Raw genomic sequence first — 12,945 nt, 5'->3', positions numbered from 1 at the left:
AGTTAGAGTTCCACGGGATCGAGTGCGAGCACTTGGATTTCGCGGTTTGCCCGACGGCGGTAAAGGTCGAATCCTGGATAGATATCGACGCTTCTTTGGTAGTAGCGTTCCCGCTCCTCGCCAGTCAGTCGTTGAGCCACAACGTCGCGGGTGACACCGTCGATCTCGATGGAGGCGCGGGGGTTGGCGATGAGGTTGTAATACCAGGCTGGGTGGCGACCACGACCGTAATTGGACGCCACAACGATCACTCGCTCGCCATCGGGCATCCCGAGCACGACGTGCGTTCGCGGCAAGCCGCTCTTTGCGCCGGTCGTGGTGAGGATCGTGGTGTCGACGTCGCCGAGCAACGAGGTCAGTGTCGTCCGGCCCGAACTGAGTCGGCAGACGAAGCGATCGAGCGGCTCCTGGATGTGGCCGTAGAGCCACGCCATCGGACGTGTCCCTGCCGTCCGCCTGATCAACCGCGGAAACGCACCGGCCTGCTGGTAGCGCTTCATTACGTGCCTCACTAACCCGAAGTTAAGGTTGTTGAACTAGGTGAATTCCCTGGTTGACCTGGGGATTGGCTGGTTTGGGTGGGTGGTGGTTCTGGCTACGCGGCGATGGTGAGGGGGATCGGAGCGTCAATGAGGTCGAAGGCGCGGCGCTGGGTGGGGGTGGGCTCGGTGAGTTTGTCGATTTCGATGTTGGTCTGGTGGTAGCGGATCCGGTCGCGGGTGAGGGTGGCCAGGTGATTGAGCAGGTCGCGGAAGCTTCGTACCGGGTTGCCAGCCGCGTCGTGTTTGGTGGAGGCTTTGGCGTGTGCGGCTGGGGAGCGCTGCGCGGGGGCGACGGGGTTGTCCCGATGCGGCGGTGTTTCGTCGGTGAATGTCAGTGGCGCCCAGGCCTTGCGCAGGTGCCAGATGAGGTAGCAGGCCAGCATGCAGATCAGCACGTGGGCTTTGACGCGGTCCTCGAGGCGGTGGTGGATGGGGCGTAGGTCGAGGTCGTCGGTCTTGATGATGCGAAAGTCGCGTTCGATGTTGGCGAGGTTTTTGTAACCCTCCACCACGGCGGCGGGGTCGAGGACCTTGGTGTTGACGCTGGTGCGCAGCACGTAGATGCCGTCGAGGGCGGCTTGGGCGTCGATGGCGGCCTGGTCGCGGTGGTAGGTGAACTCGGTGTCGGTGATCGTGAGGTGGAAGAGCTTGCCCACCTTGAATTTTCCGCTGACCTTGCCGACTGCGATGCCGATCTTGTCGGCGCCGGACAGGGTGGCTTTGGTGACGCGTTGGGCGATGTGGGCCAGTTCCTTCTCGGTGGCAGCCAGCAGGTCGTGGCGTTTGCGGGCACGTTCGGCGGCCAGGGCGGGGTTGCGGCAGGCGATCAGCCGTTCACCGGGGTAGTCGGGGTGGGTGATCTCGGCGAGGTCCTGGGTATCGAACAGGCTCATCTGCAGCGGCCCGTCGTCGCGGGCGAGTTTGGCGATCGCGGGTGCGCGTAGCGCGGTGATCCAATCGAAGGCGGTTGGGGTGTCGGGGTTGTCGTTGAGTTCGCGCAGCGCGTCGATGCGGGCGGTGGTGATCATGCCGCGATCGCCGACCAGCACCAGCCGCTGGATGGCGAGCTTGTCCTTGATCACCTGCACGATCTGGGTGAACGCGGTCGGGTCGGCGGTGGCACCGGAAAACACGCGCACCGCGACCGGGCGGCCCTCAGGGTCGGTGAGCACCCCGTATTCGATCTGCTCGCAGCCCTTCTTGCCGTCGCGGGAGTAGCCGCGCGCGGCCAGCTCGCAGCATCGGCCGGTCACCCACGAGGAAGTCAGGTCGAACAACGCCATCCGGCCCGGGTTCACCGACTCGTTTAAATGCTTTGCCGCCAGCTTCTTTTCGATCCTATCCTGTCGGTCGGCCAGCCAGTCCATCCCGGCGTAGATCTCGTCGGTGGAGGCCTCGGCCACCCCCAAATCGACGCCGAGGGTGGTGTTGGGCCACCACGACAGGGTGGACAGCTTCGACTTGGGCCGCACCACCCGCGAGATGATCAACGCGAGCACGATATCGCGGGCTCGGCACGGCGGGCCCAGCACTGCGGCCAGCTCGAGCTTGCGCGCCATCGCGGCCACCGCCGCCACGTCCCCGTGTGGCAGCGACCGGGACTTGCTGAACTCGGAGCCGGCCGGCACCAGCGTGTGGCCCTTCAGCGTCGCCTCGATCGCATCGACGGCCTGCGGCGGCAGCATCGACAGGTTGGCCACGGTCTCGTTGCGCACCTTGGCCCCGTCTCGGTAGGTGCGGCGCAACAGTACAGACTCATAGACGCGCTCGTGGCCTTGCTTATCCACGTGAGTCTTCTTAACTCTGACTACGTGAGCTTTGCCGGTATTGCGTGGCACACCAAGAATCATAGCTGGATTCCGCTGCATTGATAGAAATGACACGCATCTATTCGTGACTACATATGAGCACACAACAACGCCCATATTGTCAGTTCAGACCACCAATACTCAGTCAAAACCATCGCAACTTCGGACTAACGCAACAAAATGTTGCGTTAACATTAGCACCGTGCAGCCACCAGCGGAACTGCCCGTCACGTCACGGCGGCCCGGAGGGCGTAGTGCGCGCATCCGTTCGGCGGTGATCTCGGCAACCCTCGAGGAACTGGCCGAAAGCGGCTACTCCGGCGTCAGCCCGGAAGGCGTCGCGACGCGCGCCGGCGTCCACAAGACCACGATCTACCGGCGTTGGCGCACCAAGGTGGCGCTTGTCCTCGACGCCATGCTGCACCAAGCGGAGCAAACCGTCGCCGTTCCCGACACCGGTTCCTTGCGCGGAGACCTGATGGAGCTAGCCCGCCGCTCCGTCGCGATCCAGACCTCGCCCGCCGGCGTCGCCGTGGTCCGTGCCGTCGCCGGTGAGTCGCCGGCCAATCCCGAATTGGCCGCCGCGAGCAGCCAATTTTGGACCGAACGGCTGCGGCTGGACCGCACCATCGTCGAACGGGCAAGGGCCCGTGGCGAGATCGATGCGCGGGCAGCGTCCCGACCTGTGATCGAAGCGTTGCTCGCCCCACTCTACTTCCGGCTGCTGGTCACCGGTGAGCCGCTGAACGACGACTTCATCGAGGGTGTCGTCGAGCTGGTATTCGCAGCCTGTGTTGACGTGCAGGCCGACTAAGGTGGACTGATGGCTCGGCGCCGCCAACCGCCACGCCGGCAACAGTCGGTGTTTCCGGCGCTGCGTCGGGTGGAAGCCGGACCCGATGGCTATGAATACGAAGTCCGTCCGGTCGCCGCGTCCCGCGCCGTGAAGACCTATCGCTGCCCGGGATGCGATCACGAAATCCGTTCTGGCACTGCACATGTGGTGGTTTGGCCAGCAGAATTGCCGGGAGCGGTTCAAGACCGCCGGCACTGGCATACTCCGTGCTGGGCCAACCGCGCGAATCGCGGTCCGACCCGAAAGTGGTCCTAGCGCGCCGGTTCGACCAATTCGATCAGAACTCCGCCGGCGTCCTTCGGATGGATGAAGTTGATCCGTGAATTCGCGGTTCCGCGGCGGGCGGCCTCATAGACCAGCCGAACGCCTTGGCTACGCAATCGCTGGCACAGGGTGTCGAGATCGCTGACCCGGCATGCCAGCTGTTGGATGCCCGGTCCGCGCTTGTCCAGAAACTTGGCGATCGTCGACGAGTCGTCGCTAGGTGCCATCAACTGGATCTGCGCGGTGGATCCTGGCACCGCCAGCATCGCCTCGCGGATCTTCTGATCGTCGTTAACTTCCTCGTGCACCAGGATCATGCCCAGGTGGTCGTGATACCACTCAATCGCAGCATCGAGGTCGGCGACGGCGATGCCGACATGATCCAGACCGGTCACCAGAGCGGTGGCCAGAACGTGACGCGCGTCAACTTGATCAGTCGTCATCACACAACGGTAACCTCAAGGCTAAGAATCTGCTTCTCCGGTATCCCGGATCTGAATTCCAGTGCCCCTAGGAGGTAGTCATGACGACGTCGGTGATCGTTGCTGGAGCCCGGACGCCGATAGGCAAGCTAATGGGTTCGCTCAAGGATTTCAGCGCCACCGATCTGGGCGCCATTGCGATTAAGGGCGCTCTGGTGAAGGCGAACGTGCCGGCGTCCTTGGTCGAGTACGTGATCATGGGTCAGGTGCTCACCGCGGGAGCGGGCCAAATGCCTGCGCGCCAGGCGGCAGTCGCCGCTGGTATTGGCTGGGATGTGCCGGCGCTGACCATCAACAAAATGTGTCTGTCCGGCATCGACGCCATCGCCCTTGCTGACCAGCTCATTCGGGCCGGGGAGTTCGATGTCGTGGTGGCCGGTGGGCAGGAGTCCATGACGAAGGCGCCCCACCTGTTGATGGATAGCCGGTCGGGCTACAAGTACGGAGACGTCACGGTCTTGGACCACATGGCCTATGACGGCCTGCACGATGTGTTCACCGACCAGCCGATGGGCGCTCTGACGGAGCAACGCAACGATATCGACATGTTCACCCGCCGGGAACAGGACGAATACGCTGCGCGGTCGCACCAGAAAGCGGCCGCGGCATGGAAGGATGGCGTGTTCACCGACGAAGTGGTCACGGTGAATATCCCGCAGCGCAAGGGTGATCCACTGCAGTTCAGCGAAGACGAGGGTATTCGCGCCAACACCACCGCGGACTCACTGGCAGCGCTTAAGCCGGCGTTTCGCAAGGAGGGCACCATTACCGCCGGCTCGGCGTCGCAGATTTCCGACGGTGCGGCCGCGGTTGTGGTGATGAACAAGGAAAAAGCCCAGGAGCTGGGCCTGACGTGGCTGGCCGAGATCGGTGCGCACGGCGTGGTGGCAGGGCCGGATTCCACCCTGCAATCGCAGCCGGCCAACGCGATCAAGAAGGCACTGCACCGCGAGGGCATCTCGGTCGACCAGCTCGATGTCATCGAGATCAATGAAGCGTTCGCCGCGGTGGCGCTCGCCTCGACCAAGGAACTTGGGGTAAATCCCGAGATTGTCAACGTCAACGGGGGCGCGATCGCCGTCGGGCATCCAATCGGTATGTCGGGAGCGCGAATTACTTTGCATGTAGCGCTGGAGCTGGCGCGCCGCGGCTCGGGCTACGGGGTGGCGGCGCTGTGCGGTGCCGGCGGCCAGGGCGATGCGCTGATCCTGCGGGCGGGTTAAGGCGCCCTACCGCGACGTTGCTGGAACGCCGCCCGCGAAAGCTGGTGTGAGATTGGTCATAGCTGCCCAGCGCGGCGCGTGGAAGCCGCGTTTCAGCAATATCCGGGTCGGCGCGACCGGGTGAATCGGGACCGAGGCGGCGTGACAGACTGGATCCCGTGACGCGTCCGCGACCCCCGATCGGGCCTGCAATGGCTGGTGCGGTCGACCTGTCCGGCCTCAAGCAACGAGCCCAACCAAGCCCAGCGGCGGCTGACGCAGCGGGTCGGGTGCCGTCGGCAGGGGCCGGCGCGGGTGGCCCTGGTGTCACCGACATCACCGAGGTCAACTTTGAAGACGAGGTGATCGTCCGGTCCGACGAGGTGCCGGTGGTGGTCTTGCTGTGGTCACCGCGCAGTGATGTGTGCGTCGACCTGCTTGACACGCTGACCGGCCTGGCCACAGCCGACAAGGGCAAGTGGTGGTTGGCGTCGGTCAACGTCGACGTTGCGCCTCGAGTGGCCCAGATATTCGGCGTCCAAGCGGTTCCGACCGTGGTGGCATTGGCTGCAGGACAGCCGATGTCGAGCTTCCAGGGGCCCCAGCCCGCCGATCAGCTACGGCGCTGGCTGGACTCCCTGGTTTCGGCGACGGCCGGAAAGCTCAAGGGCCCAAGGGGTTCCGAGGAGTCAACCGAAGTCGATCCAGTCGTCGCACAGGCGAGACGGGAACTCGAGGCGGGAGACTTCGACGCCGCGCAGAAGTCATATCAGGCGGTATTGGACGCGGATCCGGGCAGCGTCGAAGCGAAGGCGGCCATCCGGCAGATCGAATTCCTCACGCGCGCAACTGCGCAGCGGCCTGATGCCGTCGTGATCGCCGACGCCGCACCGGACGACCTCGAAGCCGCGTTGGCCGCAGCCGACGTGCAAATCCTCAACCAGGATGTCACTGCGGCGTTCGAACGCCTGATTGCGTTGGTGCGCCGCACATCTGGCGACGAGCGCACCAGAGTGCGCACCCGGCTGATCGAGCTGTTCGAGCTCTTCGACCCCGCGGACCCCGAGGTGATCGCGGGCCGGCGCAACCTCGCCAACGCGCTTTACTAAAAGCCCAACAAGTCAGTTGCCGTGCGCTCCAAGGCCATGTCAGCCACCCGATAACCCGTCGATTCCAGACAAGCCGAAGAACCCGCCGGCACCGCCGACGCCGCCGGCTCCACCGGCACCGGGTACCAAGCTAGCGCCGCCGTTGCCGCCGTTACCGCCGTTGCCGATCAGTTGGGCGTTGCCGCCAACGCCGCCAACACCACCGGCCTTGCCCGCTCCGAAGGTCGCGCCGCCGGCGCCGCCAGTGCCGCCGCTGCCGATCAGCCCCGCGTTGCCGCCGCGGCCGCCGGCCCCGCCGTTGGCGTCGATGGCGATCCCACCGGCACCGCCAGTGCCGCCGTCGCCGTAGAGCAGGCCGGCATTGCCGCCGACGCCGCCGTCGCCGGCTGTATTGCCAAACCCGCCGGCGCCCCCGGCTCCGCCCGAGCCGGCCAACATGCCGGCATTGCCGCCCGCTCCGCCGGCACCGCCGGCGACATTGTCGACACCGGATCCGCCGGTGCCACCCGATCCGCCGGAGCCGAACAGTCCGCCGGCCCCGCCGGCGCCGCCGGCGCCCGCAATGGCCTCGCTACTTCCGCCCGCTCCACCCGAGCCGCCGGAGCTGAACAGCAAGCCGGCGCCGCCGGCGCCGCCGGCCCCGCCATTGGCGTCCGCCGAGTCGTTCCCGGCGGCGTTCCCGCCGGCCCCGCCGGTGCCGCCCGAGCCACCGGGCCCGAACAGCCCGCCGGCCCCGCCGGCGCCGCCGACGCCGCCGATCCCGGCGGTTGAGGTTTCTCCGGTGCTATTCCCGCCGGCCCCGCCGGTCCCGCCGGAGCCTCCCGATCCGAACAGCCCGCCGGCCCCGCCGTCGCCGCCGGCACCGCCGGCACCGGCGACACCGCTGATGTCGGTGCTGAGCCCGCCGTCGCCGCCGGCACCGCCGGCGCCTCCCGAACCGAACAGTCCGCCGGCCCCGCCGGTCCCGCCAGCGCCGCCAGCCATGCCGTCCGAGCCGGAGCTGCCCATGGCGCCGGTGCCGCCAGCGCCACCGTTGCCGAAGAGAATGCCGCCGGCTCCGCCGGCTCCGCCCGCTCCGCCGATGGCATCTTCGACAGCGAATCCGCCGGCTCCGCCGGCGCCGCCGTTGTTGAACAGCCCGCCGGCCCCACCAACCCCGCCGGCCCCGCCGGACCCGCTGTCGCTGGTGAACCCGCCGACGCCGCCGGCGCCGCCGGTGCCGAACAGTTCTAAGAATCCGCTGCGACCGCCGGCCCCGCCAGCCCCGCCGCCGGTATTACCGCCCCCGCCTGCGCCGCCGACGCCTCCAGACCCGAACAGCAAAGAAGCGCCGCCAACCCCGCCGACTCCGCCGTTGCCGGTGAAGCCGTTACCGCCGGCCCCACCGGTTCCGCCCGCGCCCCACAGAAGCCCGCCGCTGCCGCCGGCACCGCCAGCGCCGCCGGTGCCGGCAGGGGCATCGCCGCCGGCGCCGCCGGCGCCGCCGGCGCCGAAAAGCCCTGCTGCCCCACCGGCGCCGCCGGCTTGGCCGACGGCGCCGGACCCTCCAGCTCCACCGTTGCCGTACAACAACCCGCCGGCCCCGCCGTTTTGCCCCGTCCCCGGAGCGCCGTTGGCGCCGTTGCCGATCAGTGGTCGCCCCAACAGCAACTGGGTTGGAGTATTGATCAGGTTGAGCAATGCCTCCAGCGGCGACGCCGCGGCGGCCTCCGCGCTGGCGTAGGAGTTGGCGCCCGCGGTCAGTGCCTGCACGAACTGGCCATGAAATGTCGCCGCCTGGGCACTGAGCGCCTGATAAGCCTGGCCGTGCTGCCGAAACAGTGCCGCAACGGCCGCCGACACCTCATCGGCACCCGCGGCCAGGACCTCGGTGGTGGAGGCCGCCGCGGCGCTGTTTGCCGCGCCGATCGCCGACCCGATGCTCGACAAATCCGTCGCCGCTGTGGCCACTACCTCAGGGGTCGTGATCAAAAACGACATTCCACATACCTCCCGACAAGGCTCATCGCGGGCCAGTATCGATTATTCGATCGAGCTGAGTAGTAGTTTTCGACGACAAAATGACCACAATTGCACCCAACCGTTGTGCATTTTGCCCAGTCGCGCTCTACTGATCTCCGGCGAGCAGACGTGAAAGCCCCCAAAACAAGCCTGTTTTGGGGGCTTTCACGTCTGCTCGCGCTACTCAGGCTCCAACCACAGGGCCGACATGGGCGGCAGCACCAGCACCGCCGATGCCGGGCGGCCGTGCCAGGGGGCATCGGTTGCGTCAACACCACCGAGATTGCCTATCCCGGAGCCGTTGTACACCGCCGCGTCGGTGTTGAGCACCTCACGCCAGCGGCCGGCACACGGTAGGCCGAGCTGGTAGCCGCTGTGTTCCAACCCTGCGAAATTGAACACGCAAGCCATGACTGAGCCGTCAGCGCCGTAGCGCAGGAAGCTCAAGACATTGTTGGCCGAGTCGTTGGCATCGATCCACGAATAGCCTTCGGGGCTGGTGTCTTGACTCCACAGCGCCGGGCGGCTGCGGTAAATGTCGTTGATGTCGCGCACGAGGCGCAGAATGCCGTTGGAGAAACCGTTTTCGTCGAGTTGGAACCAGTCCAGACCGCGCTGCTCCGACCATTCGGCGCGCTGCCCGAATTCCTGGCCCATGAACAGCAATTGCTTGCCTGGATGGGCCCATTGGTAGGCCAGCAAGCTACGCAGCCCGGCGGCTTTGGCGTGATTGTTGCCCGGCATTCGACTCCAGAGCGTGCCCTTGCCGTGGACCACCTCGTCGTGGCTGAGCGGCAGCACGTAATTCTCGCTGAACGCATAGAGCATCGAGAACGTCATCTCGTGGTGGTGGTAGCTGCGGTACACCGGATCACGGCTGATGTAATCCAGCGTGTCGTGCATCCACCCCATGTTCCATTTCATCGAAAAGCCAAGGCCGCCAAGATTGGTCGGTCGGGTCACGCCAGGCCAAGACGTCGACTCCTCGGCGATGGTGACGACGCCCGGCGCAACCCGGTGCGCCGTGGCGTTCATCTCCTGCAGGAACTGCACCGCTTCCAGGTTTTCCCGGCCGCCATAGATGTTCGGGGTCCAGCCCCCCTCCGGGCGCGAGTAGTCCAGGTAGAGCATCGATGCCACCGCGTCCACGCGCAGGCCGTCGACATGGAACTCTTGCAGCCAGTACAACGCGTTGGCCACCAGGAAGTTTCGCACTTCTGGGCGACCGAAATCGAATACGTAAGTGCCCCAATCCAATTGCTCTCCGCGTTTCGGATCGGAATGCTCGTAGAGCGGCGTACCGTCAAATCGTCCCAGCGCCCAGGCGTCCTTGGGAAAGTGCGCTGGCACCCAATCCACAATGACACCGACACCAGCGCGGTGCAGGGCGTCGACCAACGCCCGGAAATCGTCGGGTGTGCCGAAGCGTGATGTCGGCGCGTAGTAGGACGTGACCTGATATCCCCAGGATCCGGCGAATGGGTGCTCGGCGACAGGCAGCAGTTCGACATGGGTAAACCCATGTGCCACAACGTAATCTGTGAGCTCGGAGGCAAGCTGGCGGTAGCTGAGCCCAGGACGCCAGGAGCCAAGATGGACCTCATAGGTGCTCATCGGCTCGAACACCGGATTCCGTCGCGCACGCTGCGCCATCCAGCCGGCGTCACCCCAGCTGTAGCTGCTCACCGTCACCCGGGACGCGGTCTGCGGTGGCACCTCGGTGCCGAACGCGAACGGGTCGGCTCGCTCGGTGACGACACCGTCGCCGCCGTGCACCCGGAACTTATACAGACCGTCGGCGGGAAAGCCGGGCCAGAACAACTCCCAAACCCCGGAAGAGCCCAGCACCCGCATCGGTGCGTCGTTGCCGGTCCACCCATTGAATTCACCGATTAGGCTGACGCCCTTGGCGTTTGGCGCCCACACCGCAAATGACACCCCGTCGACGACACCGTCGGCTGTGGTGAACGAGCGAGGGTGGGCACCGAGGACGTCCCAAAGTCGTTCGTGGCGGCCTTCGGCGAACAGGTGCAGGTCGACTTCGCCCAGGGTCGGTAGGAATCGGTAGGCGTCGGCGACGGTGTAGGGATCGGAACCCTCGTAGGTCACCTGCAGCCGGTAGTCGATGAGGTTGACGAACGGCAGCGCCACCGTGAATAGGCCGGAATCGAGGTGTTTCATGGGGAACCGGTCAGCACCGACGAGCGCGACGACGCTGACCGCGTGGGGGCGCAACGCCCGAATCACGGTGTGATCGCCGTACTCGTGGGCGCCCAGGATGTCGTGCGGATTATGGTGTGTGCCGGTCAGCAAGCGGGCGAGCGCAGCTGGATCGGGCGCCAGGTGCATCGCGGTGACGTGGTTGGTTCGGCTCTCGGTTCGGCTCATCGGGGCCTCACCTCCTGCGGAGCAGCGTGGTTCGGGATTCGTTCGGTATCAGCGGCATGTTGATGATGTGGGCGACTGCTCGCTCGGGCTCAATGCGAATGTAATTGGCTTGTCCCCATTGGTATTCCTCGCCGGAAATCTCATCGCGCACCCAAAACCGTTCGTAGGGCTCCATACCCAAAGCTGCCATGTCTAACCACAGCGTTGCCTCCTCGGGCCCGAATGCGTTGAGCGTCACCACCACCAATATGCAGTCGCCGGTGGTCGGATCGAACTTGCTGTAGGCCAGCAATGCGTCGTTGTCGATGTGATGGAACGCAATGGTGCGCAACTGCTGCAGTGCGGGGTGCAGCCGGCGAATTTCGTTGAGCCGGGCGATGAACGGTTCCAGTGATCGGCCTTCGGCGACGGCGCCCGCAAAGTCGCGGGGACGCAATTCGTATTTCTCGGAATCGAGGTATTCCTCACTGCCCTCGCGCACCGCGCGGTGCTCGAACAGCTCGTAGCCGGAATACACCCCCCAGGCCGGACCCATGGTCGCCGCCAGCACCGCGCGAATGGCAAACATGCCCGGACCCTGGTGTTGCAGGACGGCGTGCAGGATGTCGGGGGTATTGACGAACAGGTTGGGCCGGCGGTAGTCGGCGAGCTCGGCGATGTCGTTGCCGAACTCGGTGAGCTCCCACTTGGCCGTGCGCCAGGTGAAGTAGCTGTACGACTGGGTGAAACCCAGTTTGGCCAGGCCGTACTGGCGGGCCGGCGGGGTGAACGCCTCGGACAAGAACAGCACGTCGGGGTCGACCGACTTCACCTGATAGATCAGCCAGGCCCAGAAATCGGGAGGCTTGGTGTGCGGGTTGTCGACCCGAAAGAACTTGACGCCGTGGTCGATCCAATGTCGTACCACGCGCAGCACTTCGTCGTACAGCCCGGCCGGATCGTTGTCGAAGTTGAGCGGATAGATGTCCTGATACTTCTTCGGCGGATTTTCCGCGTAGGCGATGGTGCCGTCGGGCAATTCGGTGAACCACTGGCGATGCGCGCGGGCCCACGGATGATCCGGGGCGCATTGCAGCGCTAGGTCCAGGGCCACTTCCATGCCGAGCTCGCGCGCCGCGGCGACGAAATCGTCGAAGTCGTCGATGGTGCCCAGCTTCGGGTGAACCGCGTCGTGGCCGCCTTCAGCGCTACCGATCGCCCAGGGCGATCCGACGTCGCCGGGAGCGGCGGTGGGGTTGTTGTTGCGGCCCTTGCGGTGCACCTTGCCGATCGGATGGATCGGCGGCAGGTACACAACGTCGAATCCCATCGCCGCGATACGGGGGAGCGCCGCCGCGGCGGTGGCAAACGTCCCGTGCACGGGGTTGCCGTCGGCGTCCCACCCCCCGGTGGAGCGCGGAAACATTTCGTACCAGGCGCCGAAGCGGGCCAACGGCCGATCCACCCAGACCCCGAACTGCTCGCCCCGGGTCACCAGCTCCCGCAACGGAAAGTTCCCCAGAAGTTCTTCGATCTCCGACGTCAGGGCCAGCGCGGTGCGGGTGAGCGGATCCCCGGGAGTCCGCAGCGCCGCTGCGGCCTGCAGCAAGGGTTGGCGCTGCTGACGTGGCACACCGGTCGCGGCGCGCTCAAACAGCGCTGCGCCCACCAACAGGTCGTTGGACAGCTCCGTCTCGCCTTGGCCGGCGTCCAGCTTGGCCACCAGTCCATGGCGCCAGGTGTGGATCGGGTCACCCCAGCCGTCGACCCGGAAAGTCCACAGTCCGATGTGGTCGGGGGTGAACTGACCGTGGAAAACGTACGGCTGCTCGCCCATGGTCATTGGCAGCAGCAGCGGTTTGACGCGCTGCGATGGGGCCGGCCTGGCTACCGGACTGGCCTCGGGGGCCTGGACGGCCTTGAGCCGGCGTACGTCGGCAACGTGCGGGTAGTCCGTCCCGAGATAGCGCACTACTAGGGTGGCTGCCACCGCCTCGTGGCCTTCGCGCCAAACCGAGGCTTTGACCGGGACTACCTCGCCGACCACCGCTTTGGCGGGGTACGCGCCGCACGAGACGACGGGCTGGACATTATCGATCTCGACGCGACCGGGCACCACCACTCCGTTCCTGTGCGTCCGATTCGGCGGCAAAACCGCGGTGTGTTTCGTCGCGGAATGCTTGTCGTCGGGAAACTTCCTCTCGTGGGGAAACCTTTGCTTGGGTTGTGTCGGGAAGCAACCTTTGCGTCCCAACACCTAGCCGTACCCACCCTAGTGTCCGGTCACACACCGGGAGGTGAACGGTGACTGGTG

At 65.9% G+C, this 12,945-nt stretch carries 10 protein-coding genes; 4 read left to right on the top strand and 6 right to left on the bottom strand.

Going from position 1 to position 12,945, the window contains the following annotated elements:
* Positions 1-2: 2 nt before the first annotated feature.
* Positions 3-500: a nitroreductase/quinone reductase family protein gene (locus tag AADZ78_RS19395; protein WP_085252717.1), complete on the bottom strand. Its 498-nt coding sequence runs from the start codon at positions 498-500 to the stop codon at positions 3-5.
* 95 nt (positions 501-595) lie between these two features.
* Positions 596-2,392 (bottom strand): IS1634 family transposase, encoded by a 1,797-nt coding sequence (locus tag AADZ78_RS19390; protein WP_239656174.1) that lies wholly within the window; start codon positions 2,390-2,392, stop codon positions 596-598.
* A gap of 160 nt (positions 2,393-2,552) precedes the next feature.
* Here AADZ78_RS19390 and AADZ78_RS19385 point away from each other — a divergent pair, with 160 nt between their 5' ends.
* Positions 2,553-3,164, top strand: coding sequence for a TetR/AcrR family transcriptional regulator (locus AADZ78_RS19385; protein ID WP_169726294.1), 612 nt, complete (start codon positions 2,553-2,555; stop codon positions 3,162-3,164).
* A gap of 9 nt (positions 3,165-3,173) precedes the next feature.
* Complete coding sequence (locus AADZ78_RS19380; RefSeq protein WP_085250480.1) at positions 3,174-3,461, top strand: hypothetical protein; 288 nt, start codon at positions 3,174-3,176, stop codon at positions 3,459-3,461.
* Here the strand turns inward: AADZ78_RS19380 and mce are convergent.
* A complete protein-coding gene (gene mce / locus AADZ78_RS19375; protein WP_139828702.1) occupies positions 3,458-3,916 on the bottom strand; it encodes a methylmalonyl-CoA epimerase in 459 nt (152 codons plus the stop codon). The two genes, AADZ78_RS19380 and mce, sit on opposite strands and share 4 nt — an antisense overlap.
* Positions 3,917-3,993: 77 nt before the next feature.
* Between mce and AADZ78_RS19370 the strand changes: the two genes are divergently transcribed.
* Entirely contained in the window at positions 3,994-5,175 is a 1,182-nt protein-coding gene (locus AADZ78_RS19370; protein WP_085250482.1) for an acetyl-CoA C-acetyltransferase, read from the top strand.
* A 158-nt stretch (positions 5,176-5,333) separates the two neighbouring features.
* Complete coding sequence (locus AADZ78_RS19365) at positions 5,334-6,263, top strand: thioredoxin family protein (protein ID WP_085250483.1); 930 nt, start codon at positions 5,334-5,336, stop codon at positions 6,261-6,263.
* 39 nt (positions 6,264-6,302) lie between these two features.
* On the opposite strand, the gene AADZ78_RS19360 is transcribed toward AADZ78_RS19365, so the two are convergent.
* The 3 genes from AADZ78_RS19360 to AADZ78_RS19350 form a co-directional block, all read right to left on the bottom strand.
* Positions 6,303-8,243: a PE family protein gene (locus AADZ78_RS19360; RefSeq protein WP_204903360.1), complete on the bottom strand. Its 1,941-nt coding sequence runs from the start codon at positions 8,241-8,243 to the stop codon at positions 6,303-6,305.
* Between the two features lie 201 nt (positions 8,244-8,444).
* On the bottom strand, positions 8,445-10,652 hold the full coding sequence (glgB, locus tag AADZ78_RS19355; protein WP_085251739.1) for a 1,4-alpha-glucan branching protein GlgB: 2,208 nt from the start codon (positions 10,650-10,652) through the stop codon (positions 8,445-8,447).
* A 7-nt stretch (positions 10,653-10,659) separates the two neighbouring features.
* Positions 10,660-12,747 (bottom strand): alpha-1,4-glucan--maltose-1-phosphate maltosyltransferase, encoded by a 2,088-nt coding sequence (locus AADZ78_RS19350; RefSeq protein ID WP_139828866.1) that lies wholly within the window; start codon positions 12,745-12,747, stop codon positions 10,660-10,662.
* Positions 12,748-12,945 lie beyond the last annotated feature (198 nt).

It is taken from the genome of Mycobacterium riyadhense, assembly GCF_963853645.1.
GTDB classification, from domain to species: domain Bacteria; phylum Actinomycetota; class Actinomycetes; order Mycobacteriales; family Mycobacteriaceae; genus Mycobacterium; species Mycobacterium riyadhense.
This window is presented reverse-complemented; position numbering and strand designations above follow the sequence as displayed.